Annotated in this window: 19 protein-coding genes; all 19 read right to left on the bottom strand. The window is 65.1% G+C overall.

Features of this window, described 5'->3' with window-relative positions:
- Positions 1-208: 208 nt before the first annotated feature.
- Entirely contained in the window at positions 209-1,348 is a 1,140-nt protein-coding gene (locus FHX72_RS13785; protein ID WP_183625845.1) for a mannitol-1-phosphate 5-dehydrogenase, read from the bottom strand.
- Positions 1,348-1,782: a PTS mannitol transporter subunit IIA gene (locus tag FHX72_RS13780; protein WP_068479227.1), complete on the bottom strand. Its 435-nt coding sequence runs from the start codon at positions 1,780-1,782 to the stop codon at positions 1,348-1,350. Before FHX72_RS13780 ends, FHX72_RS13785 begins: the two co-directional genes overlap by 1 nt.
- A 40-nt stretch (positions 1,783-1,822) precedes the next feature.
- Complete coding sequence (locus tag FHX72_RS13775; RefSeq protein WP_183625843.1) at positions 1,823-3,352, bottom strand: PTS mannitol transporter subunit IIBC; 1,530 nt, start codon at positions 3,350-3,352, stop codon at positions 1,823-1,825.
- 106 nt (positions 3,353-3,458) lie between these two features.
- Entirely contained in the window at positions 3,459-3,716 is a 258-nt protein-coding gene (locus FHX72_RS13770) for an HPr family phosphocarrier protein (RefSeq protein WP_068479230.1), read from the bottom strand.
- A gap of 267 nt (positions 3,717-3,983) precedes the next feature.
- Positions 3,984-5,348, bottom strand: a complete 1,365-nt coding sequence (gene glmM / locus FHX72_RS13765; protein ID WP_068479232.1) for a phosphoglucosamine mutase — start codon at positions 5,346-5,348, stop codon at positions 3,984-3,986.
- A gap of 15 nt (positions 5,349-5,363) precedes the next feature.
- Positions 5,364-5,849, bottom strand: coding sequence for a 30S ribosomal protein S9 (gene rpsI / locus FHX72_RS13760; protein ID WP_082775222.1), 486 nt, complete (start codon positions 5,847-5,849; stop codon positions 5,364-5,366).
- 26 nt (positions 5,850-5,875) lie between these two features.
- A complete protein-coding gene (gene rplM / locus FHX72_RS13755) occupies positions 5,876-6,319 on the bottom strand; it encodes a 50S ribosomal protein L13 (protein ID WP_068479234.1) in 444 nt (147 codons plus the stop codon).
- Between the two features lie 192 nt (positions 6,320-6,511).
- Positions 6,512-6,841, bottom strand: a complete 330-nt coding sequence (locus FHX72_RS13750; RefSeq protein ID WP_068479236.1) for a hypothetical protein — start codon at positions 6,839-6,841, stop codon at positions 6,512-6,514.
- Between the two features lie 34 nt (positions 6,842-6,875).
- On the bottom strand, positions 6,876-7,799 hold the full coding sequence (locus tag FHX72_RS13745) for a tRNA pseudouridine synthase A (RefSeq protein WP_183625841.1): 924 nt from the start codon (positions 7,797-7,799) through the stop codon (positions 6,876-6,878).
- Between the two features lie 115 nt (positions 7,800-7,914).
- Positions 7,915-8,487, bottom strand: coding sequence for a 50S ribosomal protein L17 (gene rplQ / locus FHX72_RS13740; protein WP_183625839.1), 573 nt, complete (start codon positions 8,485-8,487; stop codon positions 7,915-7,917).
- 45 nt (positions 8,488-8,532) lie between these two features.
- On the bottom strand, positions 8,533-9,528 hold the full coding sequence (locus tag FHX72_RS13735; protein ID WP_068479242.1) for a DNA-directed RNA polymerase subunit alpha: 996 nt from the start codon (positions 9,526-9,528) through the stop codon (positions 8,533-8,535).
- Between the two features lie 149 nt (positions 9,529-9,677).
- Positions 9,678-10,076 carry a 30S ribosomal protein S11 gene (gene rpsK, locus FHX72_RS13730; RefSeq protein ID WP_068479244.1) on the bottom strand — a complete coding sequence of 133 codons (399 nt, stop codon included), beginning with the start codon at positions 10,074-10,076 and terminating at the stop codon, positions 9,678-9,680.
- A gap of 42 nt (positions 10,077-10,118) precedes the next feature.
- On the bottom strand, positions 10,119-10,493 hold the full coding sequence (rpsM, locus tag FHX72_RS13725; protein ID WP_068479246.1) for a 30S ribosomal protein S13: 375 nt from the start codon (positions 10,491-10,493) through the stop codon (positions 10,119-10,121).
- A gap of 193 nt (positions 10,494-10,686) precedes the next feature.
- Positions 10,687-10,800, bottom strand: a complete 114-nt coding sequence (gene rpmJ, locus FHX72_RS13720) for a 50S ribosomal protein L36 (RefSeq protein WP_008361054.1) — start codon at positions 10,798-10,800, stop codon at positions 10,687-10,689.
- A gap of 69 nt (positions 10,801-10,869) precedes the next feature.
- Positions 10,870-11,091: a translation initiation factor IF-1 gene (infA, locus tag FHX72_RS13715; RefSeq protein ID WP_066056559.1), complete on the bottom strand. Its 222-nt coding sequence runs from the start codon at positions 11,089-11,091 to the stop codon at positions 10,870-10,872.
- Between the two features lie 131 nt (positions 11,092-11,222).
- Positions 11,223-12,062, bottom strand: a complete 840-nt coding sequence (gene map, locus FHX72_RS13710) for a type I methionyl aminopeptidase (protein WP_183625837.1) — start codon at positions 12,060-12,062, stop codon at positions 11,223-11,225.
- A gap of 80 nt (positions 12,063-12,142) precedes the next feature.
- Positions 12,143-12,361, bottom strand: a complete 219-nt coding sequence (locus FHX72_RS13705) for a hypothetical protein (protein ID WP_183625835.1) — start codon at positions 12,359-12,361, stop codon at positions 12,143-12,145.
- A gap of 142 nt (positions 12,362-12,503) precedes the next feature.
- Positions 12,504-13,655: a CoA transferase gene (locus tag FHX72_RS13700; protein ID WP_183625833.1), complete on the bottom strand. Its 1,152-nt coding sequence runs from the start codon at positions 13,653-13,655 to the stop codon at positions 12,504-12,506.
- 8 nt (positions 13,656-13,663) lie between these two features.
- Positions 13,664-14,836, bottom strand: coding sequence for an acyl-CoA dehydrogenase family protein (locus tag FHX72_RS13695; RefSeq protein ID WP_244964241.1), 1,173 nt, complete (start codon positions 14,834-14,836; stop codon positions 13,664-13,666).
- Between the last annotated feature and the right edge of the window lie 56 nt (positions 14,837-14,892).

Below are 14,892 nucleotides of genomic sequence, written 5' to 3'. Positions count from 1 at the left end.
ATCCGCTCGACTCGGGATGGGTTCCTCATCTCGGGATGGCTTGCTCCCCATCCCGAGATGAGGAACCCATCCCGAGACTGACCGGCCAACCGACGCCACCCCAGCGTCATCCGGCCAGCGTCATCCGGCGAGCGTCCGGGCAACAGACGGCAGGAAGCCCCTCCCGAGCGAACTCGGGAGGGGCTTCCTGCAGTGATTGGTGCGGACCCTAGGCGGCGGTGCGTGCCGCCTGCGCCTGCTCGACCTCTGCGACGACGGCGGCGAAGAGCGCACCGCTCTCGAGGCCGGTGACCTCGCGAGTGAACGTCTCAGCGTCGAGCGTCGCGAGCTTCTGCTGAAGTTCGACGCTCTCCTGGTCGCCCTCGAAGTCGAACCGAAGCGCAGCTCCGATGGCTCGCACGAGCGCGTCGTACGGCAGACCAGCTGCTGCGGCTTCCGACGCGGGGCGCACGAAGCGCTCCTTCGCCGAGAGCTTGCGCAGCGGCTGGCGGCCGACGCGTGCGGGCTGGTCGGGCAAGTCCCGGTTCGCGAACCGCGAGAGCGTCGTCGCGACGTACTCAGCGTGGTCGTCCTCCGAGAACCCGAACTGCGACACGAGTACTCGGCTCGTCTCGCCGAGCACCGCTTCGACCTCCGCCGCGACCGCGGGAAGCGCAAGCGCATCCTGCATGTTCGAGGCGCCCGCGACGAAGCCGTGGTAGGCGATCGTCGCGTGGCCCGTGTTCACCGTGAAGAGCTTGCGCTCGATGTACGGGTTGAGGTCGTCCACGAAGTGGGCATTCGGGATGCTCGGCTCGGCGCCGTCGAACGGCGTCCGGTCGATCGTCCACTCGAAGAAGTCCTCGACGGTGACGTCGACACCTTCCACAGCCTGCTCCGGAACGATGCGGTCGACGGCCGTGTTGGCGAAGACAGCACGGTCCGCAAGCTCCTCAGCACCGTCGAGGACAAGCCCCTTCAGTGTGTCGGAGGCACCGATCGCGTTCTCGCACGCCATGACGGCCAGCTTCGGCGCGTCAGCCGCGCGGGCCGCGAGGCCCTTGCGGATGACGGGCGCGATGAAGCGGAGCACGTTCGGCCCGACGGCACACGTGACGATGTCTGCAGTTGCGATCTCCTGCACGACGTCGTCCTCGTGCGTCGCCGAGTTGATCGCCCGAAAGCGATCCACGACGTGGCTCTTGGCTGCCGGTCCGACCTCGTGCACCGTGTAGGTGTCGACGGCCTGAAGCGCACCGATCAGGTCGGCGTTGACGTCGGCGTAGACGACCTCGTACCCGGCTTCATGCAGGACAAGCCCGATGAAGCCGCGCCCGATGTTGCCTGCTCCGATGTGAACTGCCTTCATTACTCGTTCACGTCCCCGAGGAGCTGCGCGAGCTCCTCCGGTGTCTCCGCCTTGAGGAGAGCCTCCACATTGTCCTCATCGCTGAACACGATTGCGACGCTCGAGAGGATCTCGAGGTGGCCGCCGTCCTTGCCGGCGATACCGATGACGAAGCGGGTCTCGTTTCCGCCCCAGTCGATCGGCTCGTCGTACCGCACGACGGAGAGCGCGGAGCCCAGGATGGTGTCCTTGGCTTCGTTCGTTCCGTGCGGGATGGCGAGGTAGTTGCCCATGAACGTCGAGACGCTCTGCTCGCGATCGTGCATCGCCTGGATGTAGTCCTGCGTCACGGCGCCAGCCGCGACAAGCAGCTCACCCGCCTCCGTGATGGCTTCTTCGCGCGTGCGCGCGGTTCCGCCGAGACGGATGCTGTCAAGGCTCAGTACGTCTGCCACTTCAGGGTTCCTTTCGTTGGGTGTCCGATTCTCCAGCAGCTCAGCGGTTGGAGAGTCGAGCCACGACTTCTTCGTACCGGGGGCTGTTCATGAAGTTTTCCACGGAGACGTGGATGGCTTCTGGGGACTTGAGCTTCGCCCGGTCCGTGAGGTCCTGGTGAGTGACGATCAGGTCCGGCGTGTTGTCGAGGTTCGCGATGGAGACGTTCTTCACCGTCACGCCCTCGATTCCGGCCTTCTTGATCTTGTTGCGAAGCACCGAGGCGCCCATGGCGCTCGAACCCATTCCGGCATCGCACGCGAACACGATGTTCGTGATCTGGCGCGTGTCGGTCGCGAGACCACCAGACGCCTGCGTCGCGAGGCCCGAGAGCGCGTCGGACTTCTTGCCCTTGTTGGCCTCGGTCTGCGCAACCGCGTCGGCGAAGCTGTTGGCTCCGGACGCCTCTGCAGCGAGGTCCTTCTTGCGCGAGGCGAGGAGGATGGCCGCTGCGATGGCGAACGTGACCGCCGCAGAGAGGATGACCGAGAGGATGACACCGAGGTGGCTTCCCTGCGCGGTCATGATGAGGATCGCGAAGATCGATCCGGGCGAGGCGGGAGCCACGAGGCCCGACTGGAAGATGACGTTCGTGAGAACGCCAGTTGCGCCACCACCGATCACGGCGAGAATCAGAGCAGGCTTGGCGAGCACGTACGGGAAGTAGATCTCGTGGATGCCGCCGAAGAACTGGATGATGACTGCGCCAGGAGCGCTGGCGCGTGCGACGCCGACACCGAAGAAGCAGAACGCGAGAAGCAGGCCGAGTCCGGGGCCCGGGTTCGCCTCGAGCAGGAACAGGATGCTCTTGCCGGCTTCCTCAGACTGCGCGACGCCAAGTGGCGTGAGCACACCCTGGTTGATCGCGTTGTTGAGGAAGAGGATCTTCGCGGGCTCGATGAGGATGCTCGCGAGAGGCAGGAGTCCAGCCTCGACCAGGAAGTCGACGCCCTCACCCAGACGCTCGGTGAGCCACGTGATGATCGGAGCGATCGTGAAGAATCCGGCGATAGCCAGGATCATCGCGAGGATGCCTGCCGAGAAGTTGTTGACGAGCATCTCGAAGCCGGCACGGATCTTGCCATCCCAGATGCTGTCGACCTTCTTCATGACCCAGGCCGCGAGTGGCCCCATGATCATGGCACCGATGAACATCGGGATGCCTGCGCCCACGATGACGCCCATCGTGGCGATCGCACCGACGACACCGCCGCGCGTGTCGTAGATCATCTTTCCGCCCTGGAAGGCGATCAGGAGCGGAAGGAGGTACGTGATCATCGGCCCGACAAGGCCGGTTGGCGCTTCACCGTCTTCCGTGAGCGCCCAGCCGCCGAGCTGCGACCAGATCTCGGCGCCGCCAGGGAACAGTTCGTTCAACCATCCGGTCTGGATGAACAGGGATGTGATGAGGCCCCAGGCGATGAACGCCGGGATATTCGGCATGACCATGCCGGAGAGGAAGGCACCGAAGCGCTGGACCCCGACGCGGGCGCCCTTCTGCTGGGTTGCCGTAGTGGCTTCTGCAGTCATTGTTGCTCCAAGCAATCCCCATGCGCGGGGATAGGAGGGGAAGGGTCAGTGCGACCGTTCCCGGATTTCAAGAATTGGCCGAGCGGCCGTGAGTGCGCGCAGCGGCTCAAGCGTCGTGGTCGGTCTCCAGGAGCGCCACGAGCTGGTCGGCGACAGCTTCGTCGCCATCAACGGAAAGGGTGATCTCGTCTCCCTTGGAAACGCCAAGCGAGAGCACTCCGAGGATGCTGGCCGCGTTGACGCTCTTGTCGCCCTTTGCGATCGTGACAGGGACGCCGGCTTCGGTTGCTGCCTGCACGAAGATCGCTGCGGGACGTGCGTGAAGGCCGTGCTCCGAGGCGACGGTGATCTTGCGTTCGATCATGGAGAGCTCCTTAGGATTGGCGGGATTTCCGCGTGTTGAGCATATCCACGCGGGAAGCCCCAGATGCGAGATTGTCACCAAAACTTTGCCTCGGTGTTTGTTTTGATCGCACACTGGGATGAGCTCACCTCGCGAAATGCTTCCTGAGGGTGCCCGCCGCCAAGCTGAGCATGCAAGGTGTCTCCCGCAGAACGAGAACGGGGTTCCGCTACACCAGGGACTGGTGTAGCAGAACCCCGTTCTTGGATTCGGTCCGCGAAGTCTTCTTCAGAGCGCGAGACGCTCACGCACGACAGCGGCGAGCGCTTCGGCGTGGCGTTGCGCGGTTTCCTGCTCCCCCGCCTCGATCATCACGCGAACGAGCGGCTCGGTCCCCGAGGGGCGCAACAGCACTCGACCGGTCTCGCCGAGCTCACTCGCGACCTGGGCGACTGCAGCCTGCAACGGTTCGTCGCTGGCGCAGTCTTCCTTGCGCACGCCTGGCACGTTGATGAGCACCTGCGGGTACACGCGCATCACGGAAGCGAGCTCGGCCAGGGTCTTGCCCGTGCGCCGCATCTCGGCCGCGATGTGCAGCCCCGTCAGGATGCCGTCACCCGTCGTCGCGTAGTCGGTGAGGATGACGTGCCCCGACTGCTCCCCGCCAAGGGCAAGGCCACGCTCGTTGAGTTCCTCGAGCACGTAACGGTCGCCGACCTTGGTCTCGATCATGCGGATACCAGCCTCGCGCATCGCGATCTTGAGGCCGAGGTTCGACATGACGGTTGCGACGAGCGTGTCCTCGCGGAGCGCTCCGCGCCTGCGCATGGAGACCGCGAGGATCGCCATGATCTGGTCACCATCGACGACGTTCCCGTCAGCATCGATCGCGAGGCACCTGTCCGCGTCACCGTCGTGGGCGATGCCGAGATCGGCACCGAGCTCCGTGACGGTGCGGGCCAGCTCACCGAGGTGCGTCGAACCGACACCCTCGTTGATGTTGAGCCCATTCGGCGCATTGCCTATAACCGTGACCTGCGCGCCCGCATCTGTGAAGACCTCTGGCGACACCCCGGCCGCCGCGCCGTGAGCGCAGTCGAGCACAACATGCAGTCCGCGAAGAGGCGAAGTGCCGTCCTCACGGAGCGGCAGGCTCCGCAGCAGGTGCAGGGCGTAGCGGTCTTCGGCATCGGCGAATCGCTCGATGCTGCCGACACCCGCACCAGTGGGCGTGAGCTTCTCGCCACCGAGGAGCGCCTCGATCTGGTTCTCGAGATCGTCGGCCAGCTTGCGCCCGCCGCGAGCGAAGAACTTGATCCCGTTGTCCGGAGCCGGGTTGTGCGAGGCAGAGATCATGACGCCGAAGTCGGCACCGATCTCCGCCGTCAGAAACGCCGCTGCCGGCGTCGGGATGACTCCGGCGTCGAGCACGTCAACACCGGATGAGGCGAGCCCGGCTGCGACGGCGGCCGAGATGAATTCACCTGAGACCCGCGGATCGCGGGCTAAAACAGCACGAGGCCGCCGCCCGTGCTCGCGAGCAGATGTCGCGAGCACGATGGCAGCGGCCTGGGCGAGGCTGAGGGCAAGCTCGACCGTGAGGTGGTCGTTCGCAAGCCCACGAACCCCGTCCGTTCCGAAAAGCCTAGGCATTCGAAATGTCTGGACTTAGCGCTTGGAGTACTGAGGCGCCTTACGGGCCTTCTTGAGTCCGGCCTTCTTGCGCTCCTTGACGCGAGCGTCACGAGAGAGGAAGCCGGCCTTCTTGAGCTCCGGGCGGTTGTTCTCGCGGTCGATCTCGTTGAGAGCGCGTGCGATGCCGAGGCGGAGTGCGCCGGCCTGACCCGAGGGTCCGCCACCCGAGATGCGCGCGATGACGTCGTACGCGCCACCGAGGCTCAGGATCGTGAACGGGTCGTTGATCAGCTGCTGGTGCAGCTTGTTCGGGAAGTAGTCGGCGATGTCGCGGCCGTTGACCGTGATGGTGCCGGTTCCCGGGACGAGGCGCACGCGGGCGATTGCCTGCTTGCGACGGCCGACGGCTGCACCGGGAACGGTGAGCGCCGGACGAGGAGCCTGAACGGCTGCCTCTGCCTCTGGGGTTTCGGTCGAGTAGCTCTGCGGCTGCTCGATGGACTCTGCAATGGTTGCCACTGTGTTCTCTTTCCTAGCTCGGGCCGCTACTGGGCAACCTGGTCGAAGACGTACGGCTTCGGCTGCTGGGCTGCATGCGGGTGCTCAGCACCTGCGTAGACCTTGAGCTTCTTGAGCTGGTCGCGTCCGAGCGTGTTCTTGGGGAGCATGCCGCGGATCGCCTTCTCAACGGCGCGCGTCGGGTGCTTCTCGAGCATCTCCGTGTAGGAGGTCGCCGTGAGGCCGCCCGGGTAACCCGAGTGGCGGTAGGCGAGCTTCTTCTGAAGCTTGGAGCCCGTCAGCGCGACCTTCTCAGCGTTGATGACGATGACGAAGTCACCCATGTCAACGTGCTGAGCGAAGGTTGCCTTGTGCTTGCCGCGGAGCAGAGCTGCCGCGTGGGTTGCGAGACGGCCGAGAACGACATCAGTCGCGTCGATGACCACCCAGTCATGGGTGATGTCACCGCCCTTTGGTGTGTACGTGCGCATGAATGTGCACCTTTCGTCGAAATGAGGAGGTCGTGAATCCCGCTCTGTCGTGATGGTTGCGGAGGAGGCTCCGAGAACCAGGTCCCGGGGAGGCTCAGCCACGAACGTCACAGTCGAGGGCTCAACTTCGAAGCCGACACCGAAGTGCAGACAACTTGAGTAGCTTACGTCAGCAACAGCGTGTGCGCAATATCACAGCGAAATGGCGGCAAGGCGTCGTGCACGGATCGTTCTGAACCGGGCAGCCGCACCGAACACTCCCACGATGAGCATCGTGCCGACTCCCCCGGCGATGAGCGAGGCAGAGAAGAAGAATGATCCGAGGAAGATGTCTGGGGCCGTCGGGTCGAGCGTCGGAATCATCGCGCTCAGCGCGCCGTACGCGGCGACAAGCAGGGCGACTCCGAGTGCGACCCAGGCTCCCGTGGTGGTGGCACGCGGCCAGAGCTTCGCTGTCAGGCTGAGCAGGATGAACACGACGACAGGCAATGCCAGCGCGGCGTAGCTGAGGAAGTCGACCATGCCTCCAGTCTGACTGCTACACCCATCCTGTGAATCAGTCGAGAGGTGTAGATCCTGCCTCGATCGCCGTCGGACCCGACAGTGGCTCAACGAGGCGGAGCGCGGGTCGCTGGGCCCTGGTGATCTGCTGGCGCCCCAGAAGTTCGTGGTCGGCGGGGTACCCGACGCCGGTGAGCGTCAGACCCCGTGCCGAAAGGACCGGGAAGGCACTGCTGCGCTCGGCGGCTTGGAGCAGGACTTGCACATCGGCGAGCCGGATGCGCCCGGCCCCGACCTCGGCACACATCCCGACCAGGGACCTAACCATCGAATGGCAGAAGGCATCCGCCTCGAGCTTCGCCACGAGAACACCGTGCTCGTCTCTCATCCAGTCGAACCGCTGCAGGGTGCGGATCGTCGTCGAGTGCGGGCGCGGCCTGCAGAAACCCGCAAAGTCGTGGAGGCCGATGAGCTTGTCAGCCGCTGATTGCATCAGCGCGGGGTCGAGGGTGCGGGTGACGACGGCGGTTCTGTGCCGCTCGATGGGATTCGGCGGCGTGAGTCGGTCCGCGATCCGGAACTCGTAGCTTCGCGAGACGGCGGAGAAGCGCGCGTCGAAGCCGGCCGGGGCCTGCGATACACGCGAGAGGACGACGTCGCTGTCGCGACCGAGCACGCCGTTGGTTCGGCGGAGCAGGATGTCTGCGACGTCGTCGGTTGACCGACGTCGCACGTTCTCGAGGGCGAGGTCATCGAGGTCGAGGTGAGCGACCTGCGCCGCGGCGTGGACCCCGGCGTCGGTTCGCCCTGCCACGGTGAGGAGCGGCCCTGGCGGGAGGTCACGGGCGACGAGTCGTATCGCGTCTTCGAGTGCGCCTTGGACGGTGCGCAGCTCTGGCTGTGCGGCCCACCCGCTGAAGGCAGTCCCGTCGTAGGCGATGTCCAGACGGAACCGTGCCGTGCTTCGTCCATGCCCCATGTGCACATCCTTCCCTACCAGAGCCTGATTTTCAGCGAAACAACGAAGCCAGCGACACGACGAAGCCCCCGAGCAGTCCGTTGGATTGCTCGGGGGCTTCGGGTGTCAGGTTCGACTACTTGGCGTCGTCGGCCTTCTCGTCGGCGTCCGACTCAGCAGCTTCTGCCGCGTCGGCTGCCTCGGAAGGCTGCGTGCCACCGTCGACCGTGGGCTCGGAAGCCTCGGTGTCGCCAGCAGCTGCGTCGACCTCGTCTGCCGCGACCTCGGCGACCTCGGGCTCAGCGGGTGCCGCGGCGGTCGCGGTCTTCACTGCAGAAGCCTTCGGGGTGACGGGCTCGAGGACGAGCTCGATGACTGCCATGGGGGCGTTGTCGCCCTTGCGGTAGCCGGTCTTGATGATGCGGGTGTACCCGCCATCGCGACCTTCCATCTGCGGTGCGATCTCCGTGAAGAGCTCGTGCACGACGGTCTTGTCGGTCACGATCTGCAGCACGCGACGGCGCGCGTGGATGTCGCCGCGCTTCGCGAACGTGATCAGGCGCTCAGCGAGCGGGCGGAGGCGCTTGGCCTTCGTCTCCGTCGTCTGGATGCGCTTGTGCGTGTACAGCTGCGCCGCGAGCGTAGCGAGCATGAGGCGCTCGTGTGCGGGGCCGCCTCCGAGGCGAGGACCCTTGTTGGGCTTAGGCATTCGTCATTCTCTTTCGTGTGAAGTCGGTCTGGCGGGCACGTCTGTTTAGACGTACTCGCCGGTGTCGTCGCCGGCACCGTAGAAGTGAGCACCCTCGAACCCGGGAACCGAGTCCTTGAGCGAGAGGCCGAGCTCGGTGAGCTTGTCGCGCACCTCGTCGACCGACTTCTGACCGAAGTTGCGGATGTTCATGAGCTGGGTCTCGCTGAGAGCCACGAGCTCGGAAACCGTGTTGATGCCCTCGCGCTTGAGGCAGTTGTACGAGCGCACGGAGAGGTCGAGGTCTTCGATCGGCATCGACAGCTCGTTGCTGAGGACGGCGTCGACCGGCGCTGGGCCGATCTCGATGCCCTCAGCCTGCTCGTTCAGCTCGCGGGCGAGGCTGAAGAGCTCGACGAGCGTACGACCGGCGGAAGCGATCGCGTCGCGCGGCGAGATCGCCGGCTTCGTCTCCACGTCCACGACGAGGTTGTCGAAGTCGGTACGCTCACCGGCACGCGTTGCGTCGACACGGTAGGTGACCTTGAGGACCGGCGAGTAGATCGAGTCGATCGGGACCTGACCGGCCTCGGAGAACTCGTTGCGGTTCTGGGTCGCCGACACGTAGCCACGGCCACGCTCGATGGTGAGTTCGAGCTCGAACTTGGCATCGTCGTTGAGCGTCGCGATGACGAGCTCCGGGTTGTGCACCTCGACACCGGCAGGTGCAGAGATGTCAGCAGCCGTCACTTCGCCAGCCCCGGTCTTGCGGAGGTAGGCCGTGATCGGCTCATCGTGCTCGCTGGAGACGACCAGCTGCTTGATGTTGAGGATGATCTCGGTGACGTCTTCCTTCACACCAGGGATGGTCGTGAACTTGTGGAGGACACCGTCGAGGCGGATGCTCGTGACTGCAGCTCCAGGGATGGAGGACAGCAGGGTGCGACGCAGTGAGTTGCCGAGGGTGTAGCCGAAGCCGGGCTCGAGTGGTCCGATCGTGAACTTCGAGCGGTTCTCGGAGAGGCTTTCCTCGGTGAGCGTTGGACGCTGTGCGATAAGCACTATGGGTTCCTTTCGGCAAAGTGTCCGCTATATGACACTTGGCGATTCAGCCGACGCACGTCGTCGACCGGGTGTGGAGTTCGAGCGGGGACGCCGAACATCCGCCACAAGGCTCTCCCTTGCGGGAGAGCCTCGCAGCGGACGAGAGGCTAGACGCGGCGACGCTTCGGGGGGCGGCAGCCGTTGTGTGCCTGTGGGGTGACGTCGTTGATCGAGCCGACCTCGAGGCCTGCGGCCTGAAGCGAGCGGATCGCGGTCTCGCGACCGGAGCCCGGTCCCTTGACGAAGACGTCGACCTTCTTCATGCCGTGCTCCTGCGCCTGGCGAGCTGCGGCCTCGGCTGCGAGCTGCGCGGCGAACGGGGTCGACTTGCGCGAGCCCTTGAAGCCGACTCCACCGGAGGAAGCCCAGCTGATGACAGCGCCGGACGGGTCGGTGATCGACACGATCGTGTTGTTGAAGGTCGACTTGATGTGAGCCTGGCCCACTGCGACGTTCTTCTTGTCCTTCTTGCGCGGCTTACGAGCGGCGCTCTTTGGGGTAGCCAATTTTCTCTCCTACGAAATCTGCGGGCGCTGTCGCGGCGGCGACTAGCGTGCCTTCTTCTTGCCGGCGACCGTGCGCTTCGGGCCCTTGCGGGTACGAGCGTTCGTCTTCGTGCGCTGGCCGCGCACGGGAAGGCCGCGGCGGTGGCGGAGACCCTCGTAGCTGCCGATTTCGACCTTGCGGCGGATGTCAGCTGCGACCTCACGGCGGAGGTCACCTTCTACCTTGAAGTTGCCTTCGATGTAGTCGCGGAGCTGAACGAGCTGCTCGTCGTCGAGGTTCTTGACGCGGATGTTGCCGTCGATGCCGGTGTCCTCGAGTGCCTTGAGGGCGCTCGTGCGGCCGACGCCGTAGATGTAGGTGAGTGCGATCTCAACGCGCTTTTCGCGTGGGAGATCGACGCCTGCGAGACGTGCCATGGGATTTCTCCTGTGGGTTGAGGTGTGATGCACCGGATGGGCCCCGGCCTCGGTCCGAAGGTGTCCCCGCCTGGCTTTGACTCCGGGCGGTTCTTACTGGTGCTGTTTCGTATTCAGTTGTGACGTCGGGTGCCTGAGCACCCAGGGGCTTCTCTCACGTCAAACTTGCACGTGAGAGAGGAGCCCCGAGCGATTAACCCTGGCGCTGCTTGTGGCGCGGGTTCTCGCAGATGACCATGACGCGACCGTGACGGCGGATAACCTTGCACTTGTCGCAGATCTTCTTGACGCTGGGGTTGACCTTCATTGAAGTTCCTTCTGTGATCGCTGGCCTCGTGCTGGGCATACGTATGCCCAGCCGTTCCTTACAGCGTGCCTACTTGTAGCGGTAGACAATGCGGCCGCGGGTCAAGTCGTACGGGCTCAACTCCACGATCACGCGGTCCTCAGGAAGGATACGGATGTAGTGCTGACGCATCTTGCCCGAGATGTGAGCAAGAACCTTGTGTCCGTTCGAGAGTTCTACGCGGAACATTGCGTTTGGCAATGCCTCGACAACCGAACCCTCGATCTCGATGACGCCGTCTTTCTTGGCCATAGCCTCACTGTCGTTTGCTATTGAATGCACGCTGGTCGTGCGGATGGACGGTGACGACGCGCGCGAAATCGCAACGCAAAAGACACCAAGCGTCAACTCTAGGTGGTCTTCCCGTGGAGTGCAAGTGCGGACTATACTCCCGCGCCGGCGGGCGGGACGGGGACGACTCCGAACGGTGCGAGACCTGCCGCTCCCCCGTCGTGTGCTGTCGAGACCCAGATGCCGTCGGCGTGAACGAGGATCGTGTGCTCCCAGTGCGCACCGAGCGTGCCGTCTGCCGAGCGCACGGTCCAGTCGTCGTCATCAATGACGACGTCAGGACCGCCAAGCGTGATCATCGGCTCGATGCAGATGGCGAGGCCTGACTTGACGACCGGTCCTCGGCCGAACACGCGGATGTTGTGCACGGTCGGCTCCTCGTGCATGCTCCGGCCGATGCCGTGGCCCGCGAAGTCCTCGAGGATCCCGAAGTCACCTGACTGCTCGATGGACTCCTCGACGGCCGCACCGACCTCCGCGAGATGCCTTGCCGTCGAGAGTTTGGCGATACCAGCCCAGAGGGAGCGCTCGCAGGCGTCACTGAGTCGCACCCCGTCTGCCACCGCAGCCGCGCCAGCATCGCTTCCCGGGACGACGAACGTTCGTGCCGAGTCCCCGTTCCAGCCCTCGAACATCGCGCCGGCATCGATTGATACGAGCTGCCCTGCCTTGAGAGGCACGGCGTTCGGGATGCCGTGAACAACCGCGTCGTCGACGGACGCGCAGATCGTGTGGCGGTAGCCGGGGACAAGCGCGAAGTTCGGCACCGCGCCGTTATCCCGCACGACTCGCTCCGCGATGGCGTCGAGCTCCAGCGTCGTCACACCGGGGCGGATGGCCTCGGCGACCGCGTCGAGCGCGAGGGCGGTGATACGGCCGGCTGGCACCATGGCCGCGAGCTCAGCAGGGGGCTTATAGATGCTCTTGCGCATCACACGAGTCTACGACCAGGTCTGCCGCGCTTTGGCGGAAGCGGCCACCTGGTGGAGCCTTCTGGTCGGCGATCGCCGGCTCAAGCGAGCAGCATTTGGAGGCCGACCAAGCCCCCGAAGACGAGGCCGCACCCCACCAGGTCGGCGAACCAAGAACTCAGGATCAGCGGGACAAGCATCCACAGCGCCACGATCGCGGAGAACACCGATGCGATGACGACCACACGCGTCAGCAGATTCAGGCGCTCGTGCAGGAGAGGCTCCCCCACCGAATCCTCGAGTTCATCGTGTGTGCGCATCCGGACCTCCAGTAACCGCAGAACACCCACGATCTGCAGGCACTCATCGACGCTAGCCCGGCACCTCGCCCGACAGCGGGCGCAGGCGACAACACTTCTGCAACACGGGCGTTTCTACGGTCACGGTTACGTAACCGGAGAGCTACCGCCAGTCGACGGACGCACCCGCTGACCCAAGATCTGGTGACGGGTGTCCGCACTCCGCCGGCGTCCGTGACAGGTGGATGGGGTTGGCTGTCGACCGCACCGATTCCCCCGCTCCCCTTGCCAGTTCGGCAACGGGCTCGAGGCCAAGCGCCTCCGCGAAGTCGAACGCCTCGGCGACATCGTTCACCAGGCCTGCGGGTACCCGAGCTTCCGTGAGACGCACCACCCAATCGCGAGCGTCCCGTTCACCAAGACGAGCGACCAGCAGCGCTCTGAGCTCCGCCCGGTGGTGCACGCGGAGCTCATTCGATGAGAAACGGGCGTCGCGGGCCAGCCCTGGGTATCCAAGGGCCTCGACCAGCGCAGCGAACTGCCTGTCGTTGCCAACAGCAATCACGAGCGGTCGGTCGCGGGCCTCGAACAGCTCGTACGGGGCGATGCTCGGATGCGCGTTTCCGAGCCGTGCTGGAGCCTGCCCAGTCGCCAGCGTGCTCGATGCCTGGTTCGCGAGCGCAGACAGGAGGCTTGTCATGAGATCGACCTCCACGCGCTGCCCCACCCCCGTGCGATCCCGCTCGCGCAGAGCGAGCAGGATGCCCGTGACCGCGTTCAACCCCGTCAGCACGTCGACGAGGGCGACGCCGACCTTGCTCGGCTCACCGTCCACCGGCCCAGTGATACTCATCAGGCCGCCGACGGCCTGCACAAGGAGGTCATAGCCGGGCAGACTAGCTCCCCCGCCGGCGCCGAACCCCGTGACGGAGCAGAACACCACGGACGAGTTCTCCGCGGAGACCGTCTCGTAGTCGAGACCAAAGCGCGCCATGACTCCCGGCCTGAAGTTCTCGACCACAACGTCGGACTCATGTGCGAGGCGCCTCGCTGTCGCAAGGTCGTCAGCGAGCGTGAGGTCGAGGACCACCGAACGCTTACCCCGGTTCACGCCCCCGAAGTACGTCGACTGCCCACGCGCATCCACCGGCGGTGACCACGCGCGGGTCTCGTCTCCGCCCGGGGGCTCGATCTTGATGACGTCAGCGCCGAAGTCAGCGAGCATCATCGTCGCGTATGGCCCCGCGAGCACCCGGGAGAAGTCCGCGACCCTCACCCCGCTCAGCACGCCGTCGTGCCCAGTCGCCTTATCCACGGCGGGCCCTACCTGAAGGCCGGGATGCCGGTGAGCTTGTTGCCGAGTACAAGCGTGTGGATCTCGTCGGTGCCCTCGTACGTGCGCACAGACTCCAGATTGTTCGCGTGGCGCAGCGGCGAGTAATCGAGCGTGATGCCGTTCCCAGCGAGGATCGTCCTCGCTTCTCGGGCGATCGCGATGGCCTCCCTCGTGTTGTTGAGCTTGCCCGCCGAGATGTGGTGCGGCTGGATACGTCCAGCGTCCTTCAAGCGTCCGAGCTGCAGGGCCAGCAGGTACCCCTTGTTGATCTCAAGTGCCATGTCGACAAGCTTCTGCTGCGTCAGCTGGAAGCCGGCGAGCGCACGGTTGAACGGCTGCCGCTCCCCCGCATAGGCGAGGGCCACCTCGAAGCTGTCCCTTGCAGCCCCCATGACGCCCCACGCGATGCCATACCGGGCCTCGTTGAGACACTCGAACGGCCCACGCAGTCCACGCGCGCCCGGCAGCATCGCATCGGCAGGGACTCTGACCTCGTCGAGGACGATGTCGCACTGCACCGAGGCTCGCATAGAGAGCTTCGGTGAGATGGGTGTCGCCGTGAACCCGGTTGAGTCGGTCGGCACGATGAAGCCCCGGATTCCATCGTCTGTCTGCGCCCAGATGACCGCGATCTGCGCCAGCGAGGCCAGGCCGATCCAGCGCTTCACACCGCTGATGACCCAGTCTCCGCCATCGCGCTTCGCGTGAGTGCCCATCGTCCCGGGGTCGGACCCGGCACCAGGCTCGGTCAGCCCGAAGCAACCGATCACCTCGCCGGCCGCCATTCGTGGGAGCCACTCGGTCTTCTGCTCCTCGCTCCCGTGCTTCCAGATCGCGCTCATTGCCAGCGAGCCCTGCACGGAAACGAACGTGCGAATGCCGGAGTCGCCAGCCTCGAGCTCGGACGCGACGATCCCATACTCGACGGCGCTGCGCCCAGCGCATCCGTACCCGCTCAGATGCATGCCGAGCAGGCCCTCGCTGGCGAGAACAGGGACAAGCTCCAGCGGGAAGACTGCGTCCTCGTACCAGGAGGCGATGCCCGGCCGGACGTGCTCGTCGACGAGCCGGCGCACCCGCTGGCGCAGCGCGAGCTCGTCAGCGCTCAACAGCACATCAAAGTCAATGAGGTCGTGGGGCTCAGCCGCGGGCGAGGACATAGACGTCTCCATTCCTGGACAACCTTGTCAGCAGGGTTCATGCGGCGCCCGCTGGG

Origin of the sequence: Pseudoclavibacter helvolus (assembly GCF_014191305.1) — a bacterium.
Classification (GTDB): domain Bacteria; phylum Actinomycetota; class Actinomycetes; order Actinomycetales; family Microbacteriaceae; genus Pseudoclavibacter; species Pseudoclavibacter helvolus.
This window is presented reverse-complemented; position numbering and strand designations above follow the sequence as displayed.

Bases quoted from the DNA above. Each gene is read 5' to 3' on its own strand.
- FHX72_RS13785 (WP_183625845.1), bottom strand. From the start codon at position 1,348: ATGAAGGCAGTTCACATCGGAGCAGGCAACATCGGGCGCGGCTTCATC.
- FHX72_RS13775 (WP_183625843.1), bottom strand. From the start codon at position 3,352: ATGACTGCAGAAGCCACTACGGCAACCCAGCAGAAGGGCGCCCGCGTC.
- FHX72_RS13770 (WP_068479230.1), bottom strand. From the start codon at position 3,716: ATGATCGAACGCAAGATCACCGTCGCCTCGGAGCACGGCCTTCACGCA.
- glmM (WP_068479232.1), bottom strand. From the start codon at position 5,348: ATGCCTAGGCTTTTCGGAACGGACGGGGTTCGTGGGCTTGCGAACGAC.
- rplM (WP_068479234.1), bottom strand. From the start codon at position 6,319: ATGCGCACGTACACACCAAAGGGCGGTGACATCACCCATGACTGGGTG.
- FHX72_RS13750 (WP_068479236.1), bottom strand. From the start codon at position 6,841: ATGGTCGACTTCCTCAGCTACGCCGCGCTGGCATTGCCTGTCGTCGTG.
- FHX72_RS13745 (WP_183625841.1), bottom strand. From the start codon at position 7,799: ATGGGGCATGGACGAAGCACGGCACGGTTCCGTCTGGACATCGCCTAC.
- rplQ (WP_183625839.1), bottom strand. From the start codon at position 8,487: ATGCCTAAGCCCAACAAGGGTCCTCGCCTCGGAGGCGGCCCCGCACAC.
- rpsM (WP_068479246.1), bottom strand. From the start codon at position 10,493: ATGGCACGTCTCGCAGGCGTCGATCTCCCACGCGAAAAGCGCGTTGAG.
- rpmJ (WP_008361054.1), bottom strand. From the start codon at position 10,800: ATGAAGGTCAACCCCAGCGTCAAGAAGATCTGCGACAAGTGCAAGGTT.
- infA (WP_066056559.1), bottom strand. From the start codon at position 11,091: ATGGCCAAGAAAGACGGCGTCATCGAGATCGAGGGTTCGGTTGTCGAG.
- map (WP_183625837.1), bottom strand. From the start codon at position 12,062: ATGCGCAAGAGCATCTATAAGCCCCCTGCTGAGCTCGCGGCCATGGTG.
- FHX72_RS13705 (WP_183625835.1), bottom strand. From the start codon at position 12,361: ATGCGCACACACGATGAACTCGAGGATTCGGTGGGGGAGCCTCTCCTG.
- FHX72_RS13695 (WP_244964241.1), bottom strand. From the start codon at position 14,836: ATGTCCTCGCCCGCGGCTGAGCCCCACGACCTCATTGACTTTGATGTG.